The 21,960-nt window shown below is 41.6% G+C and carries 22 protein-coding genes and 1 pseudogene; 15 read left to right on the top strand and 8 right to left on the bottom strand.

Translation table 11 applies throughout. The features are described 5' to 3' along the window. Window positions 1-158: 158 nt before the first annotated feature. On the bottom strand, window positions 159-722 hold the full coding sequence (locus tag VN447_RS14515; RefSeq protein WP_325526059.1) for a DUF3231 family protein: 564 nt from the start codon (window positions 720-722) through the stop codon (window positions 159-161). Between the two features lie 514 nt (window positions 723-1,236). On the opposite strand from VN447_RS14515, the gene VN447_RS14510 reads away from it, so the two are divergent. From VN447_RS14510 to VN447_RS14480, 6 genes and pseudogenes are all read left to right on the top strand, one after another. Further along, window positions 1,237-1,671: a GtrA family protein gene (locus tag VN447_RS14510; RefSeq protein WP_325526060.1), complete on the top strand. Its 435-nt coding sequence runs from the start codon at window positions 1,237-1,239 to the stop codon at window positions 1,669-1,671. Further along, window positions 1,640-2,401 carry a polyprenol monophosphomannose synthase gene (locus VN447_RS14505; RefSeq protein WP_325526058.1) on the top strand — a complete coding sequence of 254 codons (762 nt, stop codon included), beginning with the start codon at window positions 1,640-1,642 and terminating at the stop codon, window positions 2,399-2,401. The genes VN447_RS14510 and VN447_RS14505 overlap by 32 nt, the downstream gene beginning before the upstream one ends. 30 nt (window positions 2,402-2,431) lie before the next feature. After that, complete coding sequence (locus VN447_RS14500) at window positions 2,432-3,967, top strand: glycosyltransferase family 39 protein (protein WP_325526057.1); 1,536 nt, start codon at window positions 2,432-2,434, stop codon at window positions 3,965-3,967. Between the two features lie 24 nt (window positions 3,968-3,991). Beyond that, window positions 3,992-4,627, top strand: a complete 636-nt coding sequence (locus VN447_RS14495; RefSeq protein WP_325526056.1) for a phosphatase PAP2 family protein — start codon at window positions 3,992-3,994, stop codon at window positions 4,625-4,627. A gap of 35 nt (window positions 4,628-4,662) precedes the next feature. Continuing rightward, a pseudogene (locus tag VN447_RS23310) lies at window positions 4,663-5,357 on the top strand (DUF6544 family protein); the annotation flags it as partial. A gap of 387 nt (window positions 5,358-5,744) precedes the next feature. Then, window positions 5,745-5,936, top strand: coding sequence for a DUF1858 domain-containing protein (locus tag VN447_RS14480; protein WP_325526053.1), 192 nt, complete (start codon window positions 5,745-5,747; stop codon window positions 5,934-5,936). Window positions 5,937-6,130: 194 nt separating this feature from the next. Here the strand turns inward: VN447_RS14480 and VN447_RS14475 are convergent, their stop codons facing one another. Together VN447_RS14475 and VN447_RS14470 are read right to left on the bottom strand one after the other, a co-directional pair. Further along, window positions 6,131-7,243 carry a Ger(x)C family spore germination protein gene (locus VN447_RS14475; protein WP_325526052.1) on the bottom strand — a complete coding sequence of 371 codons (1,113 nt, stop codon included), beginning with the start codon at window positions 7,241-7,243 and terminating at the stop codon, window positions 6,131-6,133. Continuing rightward, window positions 7,243-8,655: a spore germination protein gene (locus tag VN447_RS14470; RefSeq protein WP_325526051.1), complete on the bottom strand. Its 1,413-nt coding sequence runs from the start codon at window positions 8,653-8,655 to the stop codon at window positions 7,243-7,245. The genes VN447_RS14475 and VN447_RS14470 overlap by 1 nt, the downstream gene beginning before the upstream one ends. Before the next feature lie 86 nt (window positions 8,656-8,741). On the opposite strand from VN447_RS14470, the gene VN447_RS14465 reads away from it, so the two are divergent. Next, window positions 8,742-9,839, top strand: a complete 1,098-nt coding sequence (locus VN447_RS14465; RefSeq protein WP_325526050.1) for an endospore germination permease — start codon at window positions 8,742-8,744, stop codon at window positions 9,837-9,839. Between the two features lie 358 nt (window positions 9,840-10,197). Next, window positions 10,198-11,016 carry a GNAT family N-acetyltransferase gene (locus VN447_RS14460; RefSeq protein WP_325526049.1) on the top strand — a complete coding sequence of 273 codons (819 nt, stop codon included), beginning with the start codon at window positions 10,198-10,200 and terminating at the stop codon, window positions 11,014-11,016. Window positions 11,017-11,315: 299 nt separating this feature from the next. Here VN447_RS14460 and VN447_RS14455 read toward each other — a convergent pair whose 3' ends face one another. Then, window positions 11,316-12,230, bottom strand: a complete 915-nt coding sequence (locus tag VN447_RS14455; RefSeq protein ID WP_325526048.1) for a LysR family transcriptional regulator — start codon at window positions 12,228-12,230, stop codon at window positions 11,316-11,318. A 132-nt stretch (window positions 12,231-12,362) separates the two neighbouring features. On the opposite strand from VN447_RS14455, the gene VN447_RS14450 reads away from it, so the two are divergent. The 5 genes from VN447_RS14450 to VN447_RS14430 all read left to right on the top strand — a co-directional run bounded on the left by VN447_RS14450 (window position 12,363) and on the right by VN447_RS14430 (window position 15,602). Continuing rightward, window positions 12,363-12,953: a DJ-1/PfpI family protein gene (locus tag VN447_RS14450; RefSeq protein WP_325526047.1), complete on the top strand. Its 591-nt coding sequence runs from the start codon at window positions 12,363-12,365 to the stop codon at window positions 12,951-12,953. A gap of 41 nt (window positions 12,954-12,994) precedes the next feature. Continuing rightward, entirely contained in the window at window positions 12,995-13,744 is a 750-nt protein-coding gene (locus VN447_RS14445; RefSeq protein ID WP_325526046.1) for an MBL fold metallo-hydrolase, read from the top strand. A gap of 152 nt (window positions 13,745-13,896) precedes the next feature. Further along, complete coding sequence (locus VN447_RS14440) at window positions 13,897-14,499, top strand: DJ-1/PfpI family protein (protein WP_325526045.1); 603 nt, start codon at window positions 13,897-13,899, stop codon at window positions 14,497-14,499. 108 nt (window positions 14,500-14,607) lie between these two features. Further along, window positions 14,608-15,072 carry a MarR family winged helix-turn-helix transcriptional regulator gene (locus VN447_RS14435; protein ID WP_325526044.1) on the top strand — a complete coding sequence of 155 codons (465 nt, stop codon included), beginning with the start codon at window positions 14,608-14,610 and terminating at the stop codon, window positions 15,070-15,072. 35 nt (window positions 15,073-15,107) lie between these two features. Continuing rightward, window positions 15,108-15,602, top strand: a complete 495-nt coding sequence (locus tag VN447_RS14430) for a GNAT family N-acetyltransferase (RefSeq protein ID WP_325526043.1) — start codon at window positions 15,108-15,110, stop codon at window positions 15,600-15,602. 254 nt (window positions 15,603-15,856) lie between these two features. On the opposite strand, the gene VN447_RS14425 is transcribed toward VN447_RS14430, so the two are convergent. The 3 genes from VN447_RS14425 to VN447_RS14415 form a co-directional block, all read right to left on the bottom strand. Next, a complete protein-coding gene (locus VN447_RS14425; protein WP_325526042.1) occupies window positions 15,857-16,276 on the bottom strand; it encodes a hypothetical protein in 420 nt (139 codons plus the stop codon). Window positions 16,277-16,330: 54 nt separating this feature from the next. Continuing rightward, entirely contained in the window at window positions 16,331-16,495 is a 165-nt protein-coding gene (locus VN447_RS14420) for a hypothetical protein (protein ID WP_325526041.1), read from the bottom strand. A gap of 403 nt (window positions 16,496-16,898) precedes the next feature. Further along, the gene (locus VN447_RS14415; RefSeq protein WP_325526040.1) at window positions 16,899-17,141 is read right to left on the bottom strand and encodes a hypothetical protein; all 243 of its coding nucleotides are present in this window, start codon (window positions 17,139-17,141) and stop codon (window positions 16,899-16,901) included. A 288-nt stretch (window positions 17,142-17,429) separates the two neighbouring features. On the opposite strand from VN447_RS14415, the gene VN447_RS14410 reads away from it, so the two are divergent. Next, window positions 17,430-18,497, top strand: coding sequence for a Gfo/Idh/MocA family oxidoreductase (locus tag VN447_RS14410; RefSeq protein ID WP_325526039.1), 1,068 nt, complete (start codon window positions 17,430-17,432; stop codon window positions 18,495-18,497). Window positions 18,498-18,585: 88 nt separating this feature from the next. Here the strand turns inward: VN447_RS14410 and VN447_RS14405 are convergent, their stop codons facing one another. Continuing rightward, window positions 18,586-20,301: a sigma-54-dependent Fis family transcriptional regulator gene (locus VN447_RS14405; protein WP_325526038.1), complete on the bottom strand. Its 1,716-nt coding sequence runs from the start codon at window positions 20,299-20,301 to the stop codon at window positions 18,586-18,588. A gap of 264 nt (window positions 20,302-20,565) precedes the next feature. On the opposite strand from VN447_RS14405, the gene VN447_RS14400 reads away from it, so the two are divergent. Next, the gene (locus VN447_RS14400; protein WP_414714915.1) at window positions 20,566-21,726 is read left to right on the top strand and encodes an iron-containing alcohol dehydrogenase; all 1,161 of its coding nucleotides are present in this window, start codon (window positions 20,566-20,568) and stop codon (window positions 21,724-21,726) included. Window positions 21,727-21,960 lie beyond the last annotated feature (234 nt).

Genomic DNA, 21,960 nt, shown 5'->3' with positions numbered 1-21,960 from the left:
CATCGGTTGTGTAATGCTTGTGGGTAGGCGAAAGTCTGCGTATAGGTATGTAATGATCGGTGTAGGCTGTAGCGTAGATCATTGCGGGCTCTTTACTTTATAAAGATAAATTTTAAGCCACTCAGCAATGAGTGGCTTTTTGAGGTACCATCATGATATTACGATTTATAGACAGGTGGATCATGAAGCCACCCGCGTTGATCCATAAGTTTTTTTAGTGTTGCCCCGAAAATCGTTTTTCTGACAATAACTTTGAAAAAGATTAATCCTACATCAGCACGAATGGACTCCGTAAGTCCTCTTGAAGCATAATTAATTCCAAGAAGAAGGTTAAAAGACATTAGATTGGCAATTTCTTCATCATTTAATTTTGCTCCCTCAGGGATAAGTTGAAAATCTCCAACTGGTTTTGGTGGAGTCCCTTTGGGTAAGGGTACCCTTTCTGCCAGCAGAAAATCTTGGATTTCTTTTGCAATTGGTTGATGAACACTAGCCTTTGCATCCCATAACCTGTCTTTAAGCTCCTGGTCTTGAGCTAAATTGTAGGCTACTTCTTCATTGCGCATCGTCGTCTCACTTATCGCAAGAAAAAACCATAAATTCGTGGCCTCCATAACATTTAATGCTCTTTTTTCGCCATCTAAAAATGGTTCAAACGAATCATGAATTACCTCAAAGATATTCACAAAAATCAACTGCCTTCCCACAGCATCAACTTCCATCTAGTATAGCCAGATTTTGGGCATTCATGTATCTTAATGAACTTTTACCAAGAAAGTTGGCAGCAGACAAAAGAAGGTTATTCGCCAAGGGATTGATCTTGGAGGTTTGAGGTTGATGAATTTAGTTATCCTCCGAAAAGTTCTTAGCTTGGAAATAAGACTCTGCGGCGTTTAATTACGTATCGCAGGGTCTTTTATGCGTTATATTGGCTTGATTATGCTGGCTTCGCAGGGGTTGGAGTATTCTTGTGCTTTGGGTATGGGTTCAGATGCAAAAATGTGGCAGTAGCAGTGTGAGGATTAATAAGAAGTTAACAAATCGATAACCTTTGAAAAAAGAAACTGTGTCATAATGTAACAAAAAATGGGCTATCATGTTGACTTAACAGCGAGAAACAGATTGATATTTTAAGGAGATGTTAACAATGAAGGTTAGTGTAGGTATTCGATAGGTGCCATACATAATCAGGGATTTTCTCACTTCATAGTACAGAGGTGATATTCATTGCTAAAAATGCTGATCAAATTTGCTGTAGTGGGGTTGTCCGGGGTTGGCGTTAACATGGTAGTGTATATGTATTTGATCGCTTTGAGTGCCAATTATATGGTTGCAGCCGGCTGCTCCTTTGGTATAGCGGTCACCAGTAATTTTGTCTGGAATGTATTATGGACTTTCAAAGGGCGCGCGGAAGATAAAAGCATTTCAAAAAAATACGCGAGCTTTTTTGTTATCAGTATCATGAATCTAGGGGTTAATCTCCTTGTCCTACAGTTTTTGGTGGAGTATGTTCAGGCCGGTAAAACCTTGGCACAGCTTGTGTCTATTGCACTGGTCAGCGGCCTGAATTTCCTGTTAAACTATCAGATTACGTTTGGTGAAAGGCGCTGTAAGCAAGAAAAGGGGGCTCCCGTATCTTATGAAGCTAATAGTTATACCAACTTACAATGAACGTAAAAATTTAGCAGAATTGCTGGCACTTATTTATCGGCAGGACGGGGAATTTCATGTTCTTATTGTCGATGATAATTCACCTGATGGTACAGGGCAATTGGTTCGTGAACTCATTCAGAGTCACTACCCCGATAAGCTGTTTTTGCTGGCTCGGTCCGGAAAAATGGGACTGGGGACAGCCTATATTGCTGGATTCAAATGGGCCTTAGAGCGGGATTATCAATACATTTTCGAAATGGATGGTGATTTCTCCCACAATCCTAAATACTTAGAACAATTTCTCGCTACAGCCGAGAAATATGACCTGGTACTTGGCAGCCGCTATGTTCCCGGTGGAGGAGTTACGAACTGGAGTACTATTCGCCGGCTAATCAGTTATGGTGGAAGTTTGTATTCCCGCATGATCTTAGGGCTTCCGTTCAAGGATTTAACTGGCGGGTATAAATGTTTTCGCCGGGAGCTACTGGAGAACATTGATTTGGACGATGTCCGGTCCAACGGTTATTCTTTTCAAATTGAGCTGACGTATCGTGCTTTCCTTAAGTCCTTTACAATTCAGGAAGTACCAATCATTTTTGAGGAGCGGGCGGCGGGAAACTCAAAAATGTCCAGGAAAATTTTCATGGAGGCGATATGGATGGTCTTGAAGTTGCGAGCTGCTAAAAATCGACTGAAGGATTCTAGGTCTAAGTTCATTCACCACGAGACGACATTAACACATCCGTAGTCGGGAAAATCCCAGAAGGAGCAGTTCTACATGAATTTAAAATCTCCACCATCCATCGTCATATTGATTATCATAATCGGCACTTTGTTCCGCATTGCTTTGGCCGGAGCTATCGGCCTCGGAGTGGATGAATCTTATGTGGTAGCTATTGCCCGTAATTTCAGCCTGAGTTATTTCGATCATCCGCCACTGCATTTTTGGATAATTTGGCTGACTACTCATATTACCGGCAGTGAAAATGGGTTAGTGCTGCGTCTCCCATTTATTGGTATGTTTGCTGCAACTACCTGGATGATGTATCGACTCGGTGGCAAACTTTTTGGCGAATGGGCCGGGGTTTATGCTGCCTTGCTTTTAAACGTTTCCGCCGTTTTCAGCCTCAGTACCGGAAGCTGGATTTTGCCTGATGGGCCATTAATGTTCTTGATGATGGCAGCTACCTTGGTGCTGGTACATGTATTTTTTGAGCCTACTGCAAATTCATCTTGGCAACTGTGGTTAGCAGCGGGTTTGTTGATCGGATTGGGTATGCTGGCAAAATATCATGCTGTCTTTTTGTTTTTTGGCAGTTTGCTTTTTGTGATAACCACGAAAGAACACCGCCGCGTGCTGTTAACCGTGGGGCCTTATCTTGCTGCAGGAATTGCTGCGATTGTATTTCTGCCGGTAGTACTCTGGAATCAGGAACATCATTGGATATCCTTTTTGTTTCAAAGTGGCCGAGGTGCTGCTAAGGGATTTTATCCGTTAAAAATGTTGGGTAATATCGCCGGACAGGCGGTATGGGTTTTGCCCTGGATCTGGGTACCCTTGGTTTGGGTCTTGCTGAAAGAAACCTTCTCCGGGCCGGGTGATCCGATGAGGAACCCACTTCAGAGCAGGCAGTGGTTTCTATGTTGCTTGGCCATTGGGCCAATTGCACTATTTACAGTGGCAACGTTGTGGGGGGCACAGGGGCTATTTCACTGGCAAGCGCCGGGATATCTTTTGGCAATGCCCTTGCTGGGCCGTGCTGTAGCAGGCTGGATGAAACGGGGTAGTGGAATTACCCGGGTTTGGCTGACAGCCTCAGTGACCATCTTTTTGTTGATGGTAGGGGTACTCGGCAGTCATACGGCAACAGGCTGGATGCGTCAGGTTCAGCCCCAGTGGTTTCAATCAGGTGATCCAACAATAGAGGCGCTGGACTGGAGGAATCTGCCGGGATTTCTTGCGGAGCAGGGTTTACTTGATTCCCAGGTTCAGTTTGTTGTTGCCGCTCACTGGATTGACGCGGGGAAACTTGATTATGCCTTAGGCGGTAAATTGCCGGTTCTATGCCTGAATAACGAACCCCATCATTTCGCCTATCTGCACAAACTGACTGATTTTCGGGGGAAGGACGCACTTATTATTGGCCGAAAAGCCATCATAGCAGAAGTACTGCCGCTGTATCGACCTCATTTTGCGGCCATTGAGTTCGTGGGAATGATACCGGTCACTCGCGCCGGAATACCGGAGCTAGATCTCGTAGTGTTTTATGCCAAAGATTTCAGCGGAGCATTTCCGATGCCCTATGGGCAATAACGTAGAAGCAGAGGAGGACGACTCATGAAAGCATTGCTGGCGAGCCTGGATCATAGGGAGCCCCTTCGTAGGGCAATTATGTTAGCGTTGGTTGTCGGTGTGGCTATAAGTAGCATAGTTCTTACCATCCAGCCGTCCCAAGATTATGCGGTTTACTCTGTGGGAAAATTTCTGGGTGGTATGGGGAATGATCTGTTTTTGATCCTTTCTAACCTGCTCATTATCGGCTGGGCATGGCGCAAGCGGCTGACGAGCATCATTAAACTAACTTTGACGCTAGATCTGTTCGTTTTGATTTTTGTACAGGGCCTTAAATTGATTCATTTAGAACCATGGTATCTTAGGCCAAATGGCGGAACTGGCGGTTTTCCCAGCGGGCATGCGACCCATGCCTTCGCCATGGCATTTTTGCTGACACTTTATTTTCCGCGACTTGCCTGGCTGTGGTATTCCTGTGCGGCTGCCATATCCTGGTCAAGGGTGGAGACCAATTGGCACACGGGATTTCAAGTTACTGCCGGAATTGTGCTGGGAATTATACTGGTTTGGAGGCTGGTCAGCCGATGGCTTACCCATCCTGATGCTGTGATCATTCAATCTCAGCTTTCGGAGGAGCAGAACTCGCCACTTCGCGGGCAACAGTCTTATGCGACGGAATAAACAATAGCAGAGGAAATTCTGGGGAGAATACACTTATGAAAAAAATGTATTTATCTGAAGTGCAAGCTGAGCTCGACAAATCAATAGTAAGCCATGAGGTATTTAAAGAAGAAGATATATCAACTCTTCCCGAACCGGTTCAGCGCTATTTTAGACATTGCGGCTATATAGGCAAAGCAAAAATGACAAAAGCTAAATTTGTATGGGATAATGTCAATTTTAAAATGCGCCCTAATAAGCCGTGGATTAAAATAAAATATGAGCAATATAATTTTGTTTTGGAGCCAGCGAGACTAGCATATATTTATTCAACAATGTTTGGTGTCATTCCGTTTGAGGGAAGAGACAAGTACCTTAACGGGCAAGGAAATATGCTGGGAAAACTGCTGAAGAAAGTAACCGTATTTAATGAACCGGGGCTGAAATAAATGTATCTGCTGCTGTCACATACTTGTCTGAGATTTTGGTAGTGCCTGCCTGCGCCCTACAGCCATATATCAGGTGGGAGGCTATTGACCCAAATCACGCTAAAGCAAGTATTGACTACAAAGGTGTTAAAGCAGAAGGGGTATTTACGTTTAATGATAAGGGTGAATTTACAAAATTTGAGACAGATGATCGTTATATGGATACTGGCAAAGGGAAATCTGAAAAACACAAGTGGACGGCTGAGGCAAGTAATTACATCGAAAAGAATGGCATAAAAATACCATCTAGGTTAAAAGCAATTTGGAACCTGCCTGATGGAGACTACGAATATTTTAATGGTACTTTATCGGATATTGTGTATAATGACGCGAGAATCAATTAATTTTATTATGCAGTAGAGGCTTGTGAGTAGACGAAAGTACCATGTCGGTAAAGTTAGAATTTACTTATGGTTAGAGCAAGAGTGCCCTCCTAAAAATAAGCGAGGCACTCTTGCTCTATTTTAACTATTGTTATGACACTTGACAGCACCGACGAAGGGATTCAATTTTGGCGGTATATAATTGGGTACTATGATACAAATAAGTGCGTACTTGCTAATTGTTGCATTAATAACTATTATTATAGCAAGAAAACAATTATGAACTCAGTGGAGATTAATTTTTCTGTTGAAAGGAGGAGCAACACGATGATAATTACAAAAGAGATGGGTATCGGTGCGGTCGTTAGTCAATACCCGAAGACGGTTGAAATATTCCGTAACTATGGTATGGGTTGCTTTGGCTGCGCAGCCGCTCGATTTGAAAACATTGCACAGGGTGCTCAAGCACATGGCATCGATATTGATGCGTTAATTGCTGACCTAAACAAAATAGTGTGAACGTTTCTGACGCTGACCTTTTCGTTCCTCGGCTTCGGTGATTACAAAATCCTTATCGCCGGGGGATACGTAAGCCAGAGGATTTGCTCCGCCAAACCGCAGTGGTGTCGGAAGCCAGACAAATGAGTAGCTGGCTTGCTGAGTAAAGCGAACTTTCTCGAAGAGGTTGATATCTCAGTAGGCCAGCTAAAATTTTAATCAAAAGATTTGTAATGACCAGACCCTTCAATATTGATGTTTATAACCAAATCCAGAATTGTTTTACCAAGGGGATTGTCAACCTTTTCATTTGGGTATTTACGCCGGAACATTTCCTCCAGGTTAAAGATATCCACTGATTCCGCCTTATATTTGTCAAAGAAACTATCGCACTCAGTCTTCAAATTCTGAGCCAGCGATTTTTTTATTTGTTCGCGCTGGTCTGGGGTCAGGTTAATGCCGTTTTGAGCCTCCCGAAAGGTTAGGTCTAATTCCAGCTTCTTTGTTAGCGTAATATTAGTCCCATTGTAGGCAACCTTTGTTCTTATATGGGCATTGACTGTCTGCAGTGACACGTAACTTCCCGGATATATGGGGTTGTCGATGGTATATACAGACACTTGGTCACTGTCCTGAAATAAGCTGTAATAAGGGACTTCTTGCTCTGGTAGTATTGTCACCAATCTGAAATCACGTAAAACTGCTGCGCCACTGACCCCCGGGATTTTTTCTACGTGCTTAGTTAGCGTCAAAACAGGGAGTACACTTGTACGGCTGTAGTCATACCTTCCATTAAAAAGATCTTTCACCTGTACTTCCATTAACTTGGCTGATTTGAGATTGTAATAGCGAAATAGGTCATAGCAGTGCAGGCCCAAGAACTCATCTCCCGGTAGCTTAGCACTGAACAAATCCTCAGGCTTGCCATCAAATAGTGCTACATAACTGCGCAGAAGATGTTCCTGATCCCTAGCAAACAAATCTGTGTATTTAGCCAATCCCGCTTCGGCGGCTCGTCTTGAAAATAGCACAACCTTGGTATGGCCAAAGTTGGGCTTATTGCTAGCAGTCGCATTTAGGGAATCGATCACTTCCGATACGGTTTTGCCGCTGATGATAAATATTGCCCGGTCTTCCTTTTTATCTTTGCCTGACGCACGCTTGGGGCGAAAACCCTCAAAGTATATTTTAGGTTCACCGTTCTCACCCACGTCGACGAGAACTGATGTGATTAGTAGTGACTTGTTTATGTCCTGATAGAAGCCTGTACACCCGGCACTCCCAATAGCGGCAGCCAAAAGCACAAAGCAAAAGAATTTTGTCACCATTAGGAATTTTCCCCTCTTTTAAGAATCCCAGATGAAATATTCTCGAGGTCGGATCTAAATAAGAAATCCTTGGAGTAAAAACGTTTGGCAGTGCCAAGCGGAAAGAAATACGGGTAGCCGCAGCTTTTTAACGAGGCCAGGTGCCCAGCCATTAGAATAAGTCCGACAAAGAAACCCTGCAGCCCTAATGCGGCGGATAAGGTGATAATAAACACCGACCACATAGAGGAACCTGATGCAATCTTGGGATTAATAAACGATGTAATGGCATAAACCCCCATGACGACCACTGTGCTATCTGACGTAAGTCCGGCATTTATGGCCGCCTGGCCTAGAATCAGTGCAGATACTATGCTAAGCGATGGCCCTATTTGGGTCGGGAGACGTTTGCCGGCCTTTTTAGTGAATTCAAAAAACATCAGCATTAGTAGGACTTCTGCAACGATGGGAAAAGGTACAACAGCCCGTGACGTGGCAATTGTCAAGGCAATAGTTGTGGGAAGAAGGTTCAGGTGGTTCGTGGTGAGGGCTACATATAACCCGGGTAACATCAGCGAAACGAAAAGAGACATTACCCTGAGAAGCCTGGCAAAATCGGCTGTATATTTATTTAGGTAATAATCATCTGCAGCCTGGAAGATTTCCATGAAAAATGTCGGTGCTATCAGCGCGAAGGAAGTGCCGTCCACCAGTATAGCTGCTCTACCCTCAAATAAATGGGCGGCTACGGTGTCGGGACGTTCGGAACTTGTCAAGGTATCAAAGACAGTTCGACTGGTTTTTAACTGTTCATCAATATAAGATACGTCAAGGATAAAGTCTATATCAATCGCGGAAAGCTTCCTTCTTAGAAGACGTATTAGTTCCGGCGGAGCTGTGCCTTCAATGTAGGCGAGAACCACTGTGGTTTGCGATGACCGTCCTAGCACAAACCTTTCCAGCCTAAGGTTAGGGTTCTTAACCCGGCGCCGGATCAGGCAAACATTGTCAAGCAGGACCTCGTTAAACCCTTCCTGAGGGCCTTGGGACACAGCGTCTCCTGCAGGATCCTTCACTGCCCGTTTGCTGAATTTTTTCACGTCGCAGGAAAGGACTTCTGTAAGGAACTCAAATAAGACGATTGCTTTTCCTGACAAGATGCTCTCAATAGCATCCTCAGGTGATTTCACATCAGATACCTCAGAGGACCTAAGAATAGTCCTCTTGATATCTTCAGCATTGGCGAGATCATCAACTACGGACTGTAATGGACCGATGATGTAATGGCTGATCCTTTCATTTGCTGTCATGTCTTCAATGTAGACCAGAGTGATCTTGCCTCTAGGGGTCTCGATATCCCTGTATTTAACATCAAATTGATTTACAAGCGTTGTCTTTATATGCCCGAGGTAAACATAATAATACAGACTCATGAAAAGCTCCTCCGATCATGGATAATTGCCAGTGGTTCCGCCAATAATTTCATATATGGGTATTATTTACTAACGGAGAGAAAAACATGTTTAATTCGAAGCACCTGATGTTCATTATTGCTGGCCTTACTATAGTATCAGTCAAGACTTACCCCGCGGTATTTACTAGACTGGCAGGCAGGGACACTTGGCTGGCAGTCGCTGTAGCTATGCTCTTAATCTTGGTGTACATCAGCTACTTGATCTGGGTATGCCGGAAAAAGAATTGCTATAGTATGGCACACATCTATCGCTATACCCTTGGACCGGTATTGGGCAATGCCATGCTTAGCCTGTTCATGTTGTCGGTCCTTTTACATCTCCTGGAAAGTGCGGCAGTTGAATCTAGCGCCATGCACGAGCAGTTTCTCTTGAATATTCCCCCAACAGCATTCATGGCCGTGCTAATGACTGTGGGCCTATATATTGCCACACTCGGGTATCAGGCTGTCATTACTACTACTATTATCCATATCGCAGGCATAGCGACATCGGGAATGGGGCTATTTATTCTGGTTGCTAAATACAAGAATTACGATTATATTTTTCCCATCATGGCTGATGGCGTCACCGGGGACTTTGCCCAAGCCGTCCTAAAACTGACCGGGGTTTATGGTAGTATCGCTATTATCCTGCCATTTCTCTCTCGGGTGTCTGATAAAGCAAATATTCTGAAATACACTGTGCTAGGTACATTATTTGTTGCCCAGAACCAAGTCGTTTCGATGATAGGGACAATAGCGACATTTTCCCTACCATGGCTTAATGCCATGTTCTATCCTAAACTGCTACAGACACAGCTTGTTAGTCATTTCGATTTCATGGAAGCCGGTGAACTGTTCGTCATGTACCAGATTGTGGGCGGGTGGCTAATGAAGTACATACTGTGCTTTTTTGCGGCAATAATCCTGGTCAGGCTTCTTGGAAAGCCAAAAGAATATTTTTTTTGGGTGTTAAGCGGCATTATCTTTTTCGCTGCCAAATACCTAGCAAACAATATTTTTATGATGTTCGATGCTTTGGATTACTTTGCTTACATTTCGATTGTCAATTTAATAGTCATCCCAGTGATTATTTATACCATCTTCCTATTCAAGGACAGTTGTGCCATCCCCAAAAGGGATAACAGCGTTTGCAGGCGATAGAGCTCTCGCTAAACCTGTTATCTTTAAAATCCATATCTTTTCATTCAGGAGGGTTAATATGCTAAGGTGGCCAAATATTCTTCAGGGACTATGGGGTCTTATTCTTGTGGGGGAAATGGTTCAGTGTGGATATTTATTGGTTGTAGCAGCAATAAAGAATTGGTAACAATAAGGTTATTCCTTAGCCTGTTACGCCTAAAAAAGCCCGTGATAGAGGAGTTTCTTGTTCTCAGGCAGGAATATTACATGATATTACAGAAATTCCCTTTTGATTGAACGAGAATTTATTCATCTAGCCGAACTTTAAAGAAAGTGGTTTAGGCTGTGAATTCATTTAGGAGGGATTAAAATAATACGATTGCTTACTGAACAGGATAGAGCCCAAGTCCTGAAGTATTTAGATAGGTATAGTTTTGGAGGAGCTTTTTTAGTTGGAAATGTGTTGGGATTTGGCTTAGAAAATCATAAGGATAAGAGAAGATGTGGTGATTACTATGGTTATTTTTCTAAAGGGGAATTATTGGGGATATTACCCTTTTATAACATGGGCAGCTGTATTCCAGTATTTGAAGAAGAAAAAGAAGTGATTGCATCTTTTACAGATATTATGAGAAAGCGACAGTTCCAAGTCTTAATAGGAATGCAAAAGTTTATCAAGCCCCTATATGAAGCCATTTCTGCTGAAAAAGAGGTAGTAAGTTACCAGGAAAGCAGTTACTTTGTAAATAAGCATTTTACCCCTTTGACTTTAGAGAATACAATTTTTACCGATGCGAGCGAAATTGATAAAAATGAAGCAGTGGAATTTATAAGAAGGGCTTATTGGGAAGGGTTCCATCATGAATATACCCCTGAAGAAACAAGAAAAGTAATAGAACAACGTGGCGCAGAGGAAGAGTATCTTTTTTTAATGGTTGACGGTAAAATCGTTGCCCAGGCCTATATTCAGGCTGTTACTGATACAATCAATCAAATCGGCGGAGTATTTACCCTGGGGGAAGAACGTAGCAAAAGATATGGCAAGGCCATTGTAGCGGAATTATGTCGTCGAATTATTGCCAGAGGTAAAATTCCAACTCTTTCGGTTAGTAAAGATAATACTCCAGCAGTTAAAGCCTATGTTGCTCTTGGATTTTCGCATCATGATGACTATCTAATTATTAAGTACAAAGTATAATTAGGTGAGGGGACATCAGATGGCTAAAATATAGTTGCAAAAGCAGATTCCTATGATGAACAGGTGGTTGGGCTAGCGATAAAGGAATTATTTAATGAGTTGGGAGGTATATCGCAATTCATTAAGCCAAATGATAAAGTTTTGATTGAACCGAACATGCCCAAAAGCGTAAAAAAGATCTTTCAGTAACTGCCCAGCCGTGGTAGTTACTGAAAGATCTTTTTAAATTCTTTAAGTACTGATTTTGCCTATAATTATATTTTTATAGCCTAATAGAAAATAAAACGCGGGGTTGAGGCTTATTCTATGGAATTTTTAACTAGTCCATAGGAATCAATAAAAGCTTGATCGACTGTTTTAATAAAAGCACGTAGTGCAGGTGAAAGCCACTTGCTTTTGTGATAGATAAGCTGCGTCATATATTGTGGAAGAGGTAGCTGGTGTGTTGCTACAGCCAGTTGGTTATTGTGAAGTTCTTTTTCAACAGTAAAACGAGGGAGTAGTGAAATACCTAAGCCCAGCATAACCAACTGCTTAATAGACTCAATACTATTTACTTCCATGCTAGAGCGAGGCGTGATATACGAATCATCAAGTATTTTCTCAATCGTTGCCCGATAGCTGCAACCTTGTTCGGTTAAAATAAGGCATGTTTCACTCAGGTCTTGTGGTGAAATTGTTTTTTTTGCAAAAGGATGATTCGGGGCGGTAATAAAAAGCATTGGTTCAATCGCCAAGGATTTTACTATAAAGTCTGGATCTTCAACTTTACGGTTAATTATTAGGGCGATATCCAGCTCATTGTTTCGAATACAGTCGCAGATTTTACTGCAATTCTCAAATTTTAGAACGAGTTCTACGTTAGCGTAATCTTGACGATAAGTCTGTAATAAAGTTGGAATTTTATAAGTGCTGAGTGACTCACTTGTTCCAACGATTACAGTTCCATGCGGAGTAGTTGTCGGTGTGACCGCTTCTTTCGCCTCATCAGCAAGTTTTATGATTTTTTCTGCATAAGTTTTAAAGGTTCTGCCTTCAGAGGTTAGATTGATTTTATGACCTAGGCGGTCGAAAAGTTTAATACCTAGGTGGCTTTCCAGGTTTTTTATATGCGTGGTTACTGTAGATTGCGTATACCCGAGATGAGTGGCAGCTTGTATAAAGCTGCCCATTTTTGCAATGCTGAGGAAGGTTCTTAACTGACGTAAATCCATGGTTATTCTCCTCGTCAATTCGAAAAAATAGAATGTTTTATTTGAAATATTCAATTTTACGCTGATCTAGCTATATGATACTATGAAATCATCAATATTTCCAGAACTAAAAAAAGAAGGTGGGAAACGGCTGTGAAAAGAGTATTGCTTTTACTGGCTAACGGTTTTGAAGCTTATGAAGCCAGTGTTTTTACAGATGTCTTAGGTTGGAACGAATATGAAGGAGATGGAACCACTCAAACAGTGACGTGTGGAATGCACAAGCAGCTCAAGAGCACTTGGGGTTTTACTGTCATTCCCGAGATACAAGTAAATGCTGTGGACGTAGCGGATTATGATGCCTTAGCGATTCCCGGTGGATTTGAGGAGGCTGGTTTCTATCAAGATGCCTATCAGGAGGAATTTCTCTCTTTGATTCGTCAGTTTGATGATGCAGGCAAATATATAGCGACAATCTGTGTAGGTGCCTTGCCTGTAGGCAAGAGTGGAGTTCTCAAAAGGCGAAAGGGGACTACCTATCATCTTAATAATGGGTTACGGCAAAGGCAATTGGCTTCGTATGGAGTAGACATAGTGAATCAACCAGTGGTCATTGATGGGAATATTATCACTTCTTCTTGCCCATCCACGGCGATAGATGTAGCTTTTCTTTTACTTGAAAGGCTAACATCGGCAGAAAACTGCCGTCGTGTAAAGTATCTTATGGGATTCCAAGATAGGTGAATGACTCAGGCTAACGAAAAAAACTGATGGCAGGAGGTACTATGAAAATCAGGCTTATTCGCAGTGCGACAATACGATTGGAATATGCGGGAAAGAAGTTTATCATTGACCCGTACCTAGCGGCAAAACACGCAATGCCTTCGTATACTGGCAAGTCACCAAATCCTTTAGTGGACTTGCCTTGTAAACCATTTCAAGTAATCGAGGGGATAGATATGGCTATTATTTCACACCTGCACTCAGATCACTTTGATCCAACGGCTCAAAGGTTACTACCCCAAGAATTACCGATCCTGTGCCAACCAGGAGACGAGTCTGCAATTAAAGCTAAAGGATTTCATCGTGTTGTACCGGTCATCGATCGAATAACTTGGGAAAACATAGAGATTAGCCGCACCGCATGTCAGCATGGTTCGGGCGAAGTATTACAAGAGATGGGGGCCGCGTCGGGATTTGTATTTAAGAATGAAAATGAGCCTACGGTATATTGGGCAGGCGATACGATTTGGTGTAAAGCTGTCGAGAACATTATTTCTCAAGTGAAACCCTCGATTATAATAACCCATTCATGTGGTGCTGTATGGGGTGAGCATGTTCCAATCGTAATGGATGCCGAACAAACAGTTAAAGTTTGCTTGGCTGCGCCTACTAGTACAATCATCGCTACACATATGGAAGCGCTTGATCATACCACAATATCTCGTGACTGTTTAAAGAAATATGCTGAAGCCAAGGGGATTAGGGCGGAACAATTGTTGATACCCTCAGACGGTGAAACCGTATTATTTTGATTGCCAACGCTGACCGCGAAAAAGCTTGTATATTTGCAAAGTAGATATGATTTGCTCGCGGGGGTGATGCTGATGGTTTTAACATTATATCTGTGTGAGGGATCGCGCCCTATAAAAGAGAATTTTTTCAGTTGAAATATGGAGGAGTGAGCATGGCGCAACAATTGAATGTAGGTATTCTATTGTTTAATGAAGTGGAGGTACTGGATTTTGCGGGGCCGTTTGAAGTATTCTCCATAACAACATCGCCAGGTAAGCTGGATAAGCCTTTTTTCGTACATATTATTTCGCAAACAGGAGAAATGGTGAGTGCTCGAAATGGTTTAATGGTAAAACCTAGCTACAGTATTGCTGATGCGCCTGTTTTGGACATATTAATTATTCCAGGCGGGTATGGTGCTGAGGAAATAGAAATACATAATGAAACGATCATTGAGTGGATAAGAAAACAATCAACCCAAGTAAAATTGCTCGCATCGGTTTGTACGGGTGCTTTTCTTCTGGCTAAAGCGGGACTGCTTAATGGTAAAAAAGCGACTACGCACTGGATGGATATTGACAGACTAGCAAGGGAGTACCCCGAAATTGATATTCAACAGGGACAAAAATATGTAGATGAAGGCTCAATCATTACTGCCGCTGGAATTTCTGCCGGTCTTGACATGTCGTTTCACATCATAAAAAAACTTTTGGGATCTGAGATTGCTAGAACTACAGCCAAACGTATGGAGTACGATATAGTGATCGCTGAGTAAAGCTGCTAAGTCTAGCGACTATTTTTATCGCCAACTAGTTGACATTTCAACTAGTTGGCGATAAAATTTAAGTAGTTGAAATATCAACTACTTAAATGGAGGTTTTACATGACTAAGCTGAAAAATGAAATTCTTCGAGAAGTGGGTATGCTTGCTCGCTGTATTCAGTCGATTAGTGATATTAAATATCGGGAATTTAAACTGCAGAGAGGTCAGTTTATTTTTCTGACTCGTATTTGCGAGCACCCGGGTATTAATCTAATTGAACTCTCCAATATTCTCAAAGTTGATAAGGCAACAACAACTAAGGCAATACAAAAGTTAATAGAAGAGAATTATGTATTGCGGGAACGTGATAGTTTGGACAAGCGGATGTGGCATCTATTTCCGTCTTTAAAAGCTAAGGAGACTTATTCTTATATTATTCAAGAAGAAAACCGGAATATTGAAATCTGTTTTAACGGTTTTAATCTAGAGGAAAGACACACTGTATATCAATTACTTAAAAAGATGCGTGAAAATATTGAGCAGGATTGGAAAGAACTAAAATCATACAAGGAAGAGCACGAATAAATAGGGATAAAGGTCTACAAGGAGGCGTACAAAAATTGGAAAAAGTTATTATACAAGAATTTTCTCCAAAGTATCAAGAGGATGTTATTAATTTAATTCTCAATATTCAACGAAATGAATTTGATATTCCTATAAGCAAAGAAGATCAACCAGATTTAAGTGATATCCCCAACTTCTATCAGTCAGGATGCGGTAACTTCTGGGTAGCTCTTTATAATAACCAGGTTGTTGGAACGATTGCGCTGATAGATATTGGAAATTGTCAAGTGGCATTAAGAAAAATGTTTGTAAAAGCTGATTATAGAGGGAGAAGCTATAATACAGCAGAACTGTTGTTATTCGCATGTATGTCATGGGCACGTGAGCATGACATACATGAAATTTACCTGGGAACCACCGAAAAATTCTTAGCTGCACATCGCTTTTATGAAAAAAATAGGTTTGCTCAAATATCTAGAGAGCTATTGCCAAGTACATTTCCTATCATGAAAGTGGATACAAGATTTTATAAAATTTCTTTCGGTTCGTAAAGACAATACTCCAGCAGTTAAAGCCTATGTTGCTCTTGGAGTTTCGCATCATGATGACTATCTAATTGTTAAGTACAAAGTATAATTGGTAAGGGGACATTAATGAAGTGCATTTGAGTACAAGAGTCTCTGGATTAGCTAGGGGTGTTCGCTTACGCAACAAAACTGACGCCGTATGAAAAAAGGCGTCAGTTTTGTTTTAAACAGCTACTAGGGCAAAACCTTAGTAATAGCCCTGGTCTCATCGGATTAGGTCAAATTTTACATCCAGTCATAGCGATTGGAACCGCAAGACTATCATGAACTTCTTCGTTGTTTTCAATGTTTGGACAAAGTAGCCAAGCAATATTTTCGTCCTCATGGATAAAGGATAATTGCAGGTTACTTTGACAATACTCGCAGCGTATATTAATTTTCGACCCAACCTGTGCCAGATATAGCGGAGATCCATAAAGCGAATAGTAAAGCTGGTCAATATATTTCTTAGCCTCGTCATAAGATGAAAAGCGCTTATAATTGTTACTTAGACTGTCTAGACAGTTCCAGGCTGCCCATATACCCCCAGCTAGCTCTGTGACGTACCACTTGATAATAGATTCTGAATAAAGAATCTTAGAATGTTCCAGCAGGTCGGCATAGCTGGCAAATCCAAGATTCTGTGCATATTGATGCATTTCTACCAACCTCCGGATTTGCGTTTTTAGGTAAGCTTCAACGTGTGACGCAAACTATCCGGAAAGTCGGAACGGAGCGCTCATCGTCGGTACGACACTACGCCATAAGACGGACATCATTGTAAGCTCCAACGCCGTTACAGAGCGTTCCAACCTGCAACGGACGTGTAGCGAGATATTTACCGTCTTACTTTTACACAGTGTGATTGGCCTACGCATGGTCTCATCCTCCTTCTTCTAATATTTGGATACATTATAATATAAAGCACTAAATAAATGAAGTATTTATGTATGGATTCTTATAATTATACATGTATACATCAAATAGCCTAATTTCAAAGACAAAATAAAAAGACATTTCTAAGTAAAAACTCTAACTGCCATATCTACTTATTATCTCTGTTTATATCAAAAATCCTTTCTAATACTTTTTCCCATTACTCGCATAGGACCTACGGAATGATAATTCTTGTTTTTTAATGACAGTGGTGCCATGTACATTAAAATAAAAAACTATCCTCCCTTAGTATGGGGAGGATAATAGGTGCACTAGGGTATTCAGAAGCATTATCTATAATTTGCTGAGATGGAATGGTCTTAAGCCGGGGAGACATACAACTGATTATTTGTCCAAACAACTATAGATACTTTCAAGTGATTTGGTATAAGTTTTTCCTGGTAAGCCGATAATGAATTGGCAATCCGGACTTTTGCAGGCATGCCCACCACTGCAATATTTCGTAAGTAGTTCGCTTGTTTGCTCCTTTCCTTGACCGGTGAGGGTATATGCTGTAATTTGCTGAGCTACTTCCTTGTTTGTAAACAAGCATTGGATAATTCTATTAATTGTAATTGTTTCTCGCATTCTCAATTCCCTCCTAAAAACTTCGTTGTATTTTAAGAATATAACGAATTATCGTGATGAAAGATAGACAAATTGTGTTAAAAAGATACTAATTTTTGTTAACATGATCTTAATTTTTGGGGGAAATGAAAAGTGCTAGACTGTGAATAGGATAATGCCCATTTCCTAAATTTTAGAGGGGGCAATGACCAAGCAAGCCCTGCGGCAGGGATGAATATATGATTTGTCGAATGGACGTAGAGGACATAAAAAGGAAAATGGATGGAGTATTTTGGAAAGAGGTGCAATATGAGTCAAGTAAAATTTGCAATAGTAGGGACCGGATCAATAGTTCCTATCCATGCCCAGGCAATTTCAAGAATAGATGATGCCTCTTTGGTCGCTATTTGTGGTAAGAATGCCGCAAAGGCGCAGGAATTCGCGACCAACTTTAATTGTGATTGGTACAATGACTATCAGGAAATGCTGAAAAGAACTGATATTGATGCAGTATCGATATGTACTCCTAGTGGACTGCACGCTGAGTTAGGGATTGAAGCTGCGTTGGCGGGTAAGCATGTTGTTATCGAGAAACCCATTGATATCACCTTAGAAAAGGCAGATGCTTTGATTAAAACTTGCCAAAAGCAAGGAGTTAGATTGGGAGTCATATTCCAAAGGCGCTACAGTGATGGTGTTATCGCTTTGAAGAGTTTACTCGATCAGGGTAAACTAGGCAAACTGATTTTCGGAGGGTGTTATATTAAGTTATACCGGAGCCAGGAATACTACGATAGCGGCGCATGGCGTGGGACGTGGGAGATTGATGGCGGTGGTGTGTTAATGAATCAGGGCATCCATTATATTGACATGTTACAGTTTCTGGCAGGACCGGTCGCGGAGGTTACAGGTCATTGCGGAACTTTTGGGCATACAGGGCTTGAGGTAGAGGATACCGCTTCGGCTGCCATCAAATTTCAATCCGGCGCGTTGGGAGTAATTGAAGGGACTACCTGTGCGTATCCGGGTCTGGTCTCACGTATCGACATCTATGGGACAGAAGGAAGCGCGGTTCTTGAAAATGATGTGCTTACTTCTGTTCAATTAAAATCAGGTTATGAATATAAAGTAGGAAGCAGTACTGACAATGCTGGAGTAAGCAGCCCCGACATTTCGTTTGAATGTCATCAGCGCCAATTTCAGGAGATAATCACAGCGTTTAAAACTGATATGGAACCTTTAACTAACGGTATAGAAGGGCGAAAAGCCTTAGAAGTGATACTGGCTATTTATAAATCCGCATTTACAGGGAATAGAGTAACACTGCCGCTAGCAGACAGCTTATTTTTAAAAGAGCTAGCAAAGTCTGGCTGGTAAAGCTCTAGTGTTTGCATTGGTAATGGCGAAAAGTGGACAGAAACAGTTAAGAACCAACAGCCTAAGGAGGGGTGTTGGTTCTTAAATTTTAGTTCACGGAAAATATGACCTCTAATTTCTCCATCTTACGGTACATGGTAGTGCGACCTATTCCTAGTTTCCGGGCTGCAGCAGCGATATTCCCATTAGTATCTTTTAATGCCTGAATAATCCGTTTTCTTTCGAGGGCGGCGGATTGCTGTGATATTTCATCTTCAAGACTAGTGCTTGATCTTTGAAACTTAGTTTTGTATTCATTAGGTAGGTCTTCTATGGTTAACGTTGATGCTCCTGGCGATAAGGCGATCATATTCTCGATACAGTTTTCTAACTGCCTTACATTGCCCGGCCATTGATTATTTATTAAATGGGGAAATAACTCTGGGCTGATATCCATACTCGGCATTCCGAATTTATTGCAGAATTTTTCGACAAAATAGGGTACTAGATCCCAAATATCCTCAATTCGTTCTCTAAGTGGGGGGATTTCTATAAAAATAACTTTCAGACGATAATATAAATCTAACCGAAATTTTCCTTGATCTACCATATGGCGTAGATCTTGATTAGTTGCAGCAATAACACGGGCATTCATTATACGGCACTTATCATCACCAATACGATAAAACTCTTTTTGTTGAAGAACTCTTAACAGTGCAGCCTGAACGTGAAACGGCATATCTCCAATTTCGTCTAAAAATATCGTCCCAGTACTCGCTAGCTCGAATTTCCCCGGCTGTCCACCCCTCTTTGCCCCTGTAAATGCGCCGTCAGCATAACCAAAGAGTTCGCTTTCTACCAGGTTATTGGGAATTGCCGCACAGTTTAATGTTATAAACGGCTTTTCCTTTCGCATACTGGAGTTATGGATAATCCTAGCGACAATTTCCTTGCCTGTACCACTTTCGCCTTGGACGAGAACGGTTGAATCTGTCCGAGCTGCGCGCATAGCGATATCGAGTATAGAATGAGTTTTCGGACTGCGTCCATGCCATTGATTGTTTTCATTTTCTACTATGTGATTAAATGACATAGGTACAAAGAAATTTTGTTTTTCTGTCTTTCTTGAACCGCCTTTATCAACATGTACTGAGCCGTGTAGCAAGAGTTTACCTAAAGCATCTAGATCTCCCTTGGAAAGATTAAATCTTGCTTTCATTTCAGCGATTTGGAGGCTTTGTTCAATCATAGTGGCCCCAATGGTCGTTATCTCCATTAAATGTTTATGCTTAGCACCGGCCTCGCCAGAAATGTTAAGTACTCCAATTAAGTTTCCGTCACTGGAGCTAATAGGAGAAGCCCAACAATCTAAAAAGCTAACAGGCTGCGAATAGTGTGTCCAGCCAGGAATAGCTAAAGGAGTTTGCTCGATGAGTACGGTACCTATCCCATTTGTACCCTTTAAGTTTTCCCGCCAGTTGACACCAGGGGTTAAAAAAAATTTTTCAGTTTTGTTAACAAATGAGGGATCTCCAAAAGTTTCCAGTATGTATCCTTGATTGTTACTAAGCATGATTTGATAATTGCTTGTACGCAATAAGCTGAATAAATGCTGCAGGATTGGCTTGGCGATTCTAATTAGTTGTTCATATCTGTCTAATAATTCTTTCAGCATGCTCGATTGTAAAATATCATCTTGAAAGATCTGTTCATGATTGACATTTAGCCCCCGGCATCTTTTCCAAGATTGGAAGATGGGCGGCGGGACTTTATCTATTACTCTGATATCGTTTCCGTGAATAAAACTTTTTAATAGGCTAGCCATACTTCACCTCCAGCTAACATATTACACTAACGTGTTTCATTAACGAAACATTCGTCCAAACATATTGTTCCTGTACTGATACATATTTCCATATATTTAATAAATTACCTTTTCTGAAAATATCTTTATTTTTTTTGATGTTAGCTGATAAATGGCCTTTTACGTTGTATTATTCTTTAAACTGATATTGGCATGATGCTTGCATTACAATATGGTCAGTAGATAAGAAATGGGCTTAGCCCTAAGGAGGTTTTATTTATGTCTATTGGTGAACAAGTCTACGGGTATTTTACACCTACTGTGAGCCTAATGGGAGTAGGAGCGCACAAACAAATTCCTGCACAAGTGAAAACACTTGGTGGTACAAGTGTCTTCCTTGTTACTGATGCTTACCTAGGCCGCCCAGGTGGGATGGCCGACGATATTAAGGCAATGCTGGAAGCTGATGGTATCAAGGTTACAGCTTTTGCAGGAGCAGAACCAAACCCTACCGACAAAAACGTTCATGATGGTTTAAAAAGTTACCAGGAAAGCGGCTCCGATACCATTTTAACCTTGGGTGGCGGCAGTGCTCACGATTGTGGTAAGGGAATTGGTTTATTGGCTACCAATGGCGGAAACATTCGTGACTTTGAAGGTCTTGATAAATCTAAGAAGCCGATGCCTCCGTTTATCGCCGTTAACACCACCGCCGGTACTGCTTCTGAGATGACTCGATTTGCTGTTATTACCAATACTTCTAATCATGTAAAAATGGCTATTGCTGACTGGCACACTACTCCAAATGTTGCAATTAATGATCCTTTACTGATGGTTGGTATGCCGCCCGCTCTTACTGCTGCTACCGGTATGGATGCATTAACTCATGCTGTTGAAGCGTATGTTTCCATTGCTGCTACACCGGTTACTGATTCAGCGGCTCTGATGGCTATTAAACTTATAGCGACTAACTTACGAAATGCGGTAGCCAATGGGCAGAATATGGAAGCCCGTGACAAAATGGCTTATGCCGAATATTTAGCTGGCATGGCATTTAACAACGCGGGTTTGGGATATGTGCATGCTATGGCTCACCAACTAGGCGGTTTATACAACCTGCCGCACGGAGTGTGCAATGCTATTTTACTGCCTCATGTTGAAACATTTAATATCATTGCTTGCCCAGAGCGTTTTGTTGATGTTGCCGTAGCAATGGGTGAAAATATACAAGGTCTGTCTGTTCGTGATGCTGCTGATAAAGCTATAGCGTCTATTAAGAAATTATCCGCTGACATTTGTATCCCTTCCGGCCTTGCTCAGTTAAAGGCTAACGAAAAAGATTTCGAGGTTATGGCCGGAAACGCAATGAAAGATATTTGCAGCCTATTTAATCCACGTACTGCTACGCTGGATGATATAATTGGTATCTATAAGGCAGCTATGTAATGGTTGCATGATGTAATTGGGTTATCGATTCATGCTATAATGTTAATTACTACTAGGTGTATCTCGCAGGTTCAAAAAAAACCGCAGACACTTCGGAGGCCACTGAAAAAGTCCCTTTAATACTTAAAAAGGTATAGACCCTCAAGAAAACTGAGGAGGCTGTACCTTTTTTCCTGTATAATAAAGGTATTAAAGGGAGCAGGTGAGTCAAATGATTCAACAACAACAATCTAT

Source organism: Sporomusa sp. (genome assembly GCF_035561155.1).
In the GTDB taxonomy this organism is placed as follows: domain Bacteria; phylum Bacillota; class Negativicutes; order Sporomusales; family Sporomusaceae; genus Sporomusa.
Note: the sequence above shows the minus strand (reverse complement) of the source record. Positions and strands in the feature narration are given on the sequence as shown.

What these genes read in the sequence shown, in the direction of transcription:
- VN447_RS14425 (WP_325526042.1), bottom strand. Translation starts at nt 16,276, where the DNA reads ATGCATCAATATGCACAGAATCTTGGATTTGCCAGCTATGCCGACCTG.
- VN447_RS14440 (WP_325526045.1), top strand. Translation starts at nt 13,897, where the DNA reads ATGGCGCAACAATTGAATGTAGGTATTCTATTGTTTAATGAAGTGGAG.
- VN447_RS14510 (WP_325526060.1), top strand. Translation starts at nt 1,237, where the DNA reads ATGCTGATCAAATTTGCTGTAGTGGGGTTGTCCGGGGTTGGCGTTAAC.
- VN447_RS14480 (WP_325526053.1), top strand. Translation starts at nt 5,745, where the DNA reads ATGATAATTACAAAAGAGATGGGTATCGGTGCGGTCGTTAGTCAATAC.
- VN447_RS14415 (WP_325526040.1), bottom strand. Translation starts at nt 17,141, where the DNA reads ATGCGAGAAACAATTACAATTAATAGAATTATCCAATGCTTGTTTACA.
- VN447_RS14455 (WP_325526048.1), bottom strand. Translation starts at nt 12,230, where the DNA reads ATGGATTTACGTCAGTTAAGAACCTTCCTCAGCATTGCAAAAATGGGC.
- VN447_RS14435 (WP_325526044.1), top strand. Translation starts at nt 14,608, where the DNA reads ATGACTAAGCTGAAAAATGAAATTCTTCGAGAAGTGGGTATGCTTGCT.
- VN447_RS14410 (WP_325526039.1), top strand. Translation starts at nt 17,430, where the DNA reads ATGAGTCAAGTAAAATTTGCAATAGTAGGGACCGGATCAATAGTTCCT.
- VN447_RS14505 (WP_325526058.1), top strand. Translation starts at nt 1,640, where the DNA reads ATGAAGCTAATAGTTATACCAACTTACAATGAACGTAAAAATTTAGCA.
- VN447_RS14475 (WP_325526052.1), bottom strand. Translation starts at nt 7,243, where the DNA reads ATGGTGACAAAATTCTTTTGCTTTGTGCTTTTGGCTGCCGCTATTGGG.
- VN447_RS14405 (WP_325526038.1), bottom strand. Translation starts at nt 20,301, where the DNA reads ATGGCTAGCCTATTAAAAAGTTTTATTCACGGAAACGATATCAGAGTA.
- VN447_RS14445 (WP_325526046.1), top strand. Translation starts at nt 12,995, where the DNA reads ATGAAAATCAGGCTTATTCGCAGTGCGACAATACGATTGGAATATGCG.
- VN447_RS14465 (WP_325526050.1), top strand. Translation starts at nt 8,742, where the DNA reads ATGTTTAATTCGAAGCACCTGATGTTCATTATTGCTGGCCTTACTATA.
- VN447_RS14470 (WP_325526051.1), bottom strand. Translation starts at nt 8,655, where the DNA reads ATGAGTCTGTATTATTATGTTTACCTCGGGCATATAAAGACAACGCTT.
- VN447_RS14515 (WP_325526059.1), bottom strand. Translation starts at nt 722, where the DNA reads ATGGAAGTTGATGCTGTGGGAAGGCAGTTGATTTTTGTGAATATCTTT.
- VN447_RS14420 (WP_325526041.1), bottom strand. Translation starts at nt 16,495, where the DNA reads ATGCGTAGGCCAATCACACTGTGTAAAAGTAAGACGGTAAATATCTCG.
- VN447_RS14495 (WP_325526056.1), top strand. Translation starts at nt 3,992, where the DNA reads ATGAAAGCATTGCTGGCGAGCCTGGATCATAGGGAGCCCCTTCGTAGG.
- VN447_RS14500 (WP_325526057.1), top strand. Translation starts at nt 2,432, where the DNA reads ATGAATTTAAAATCTCCACCATCCATCGTCATATTGATTATCATAATC.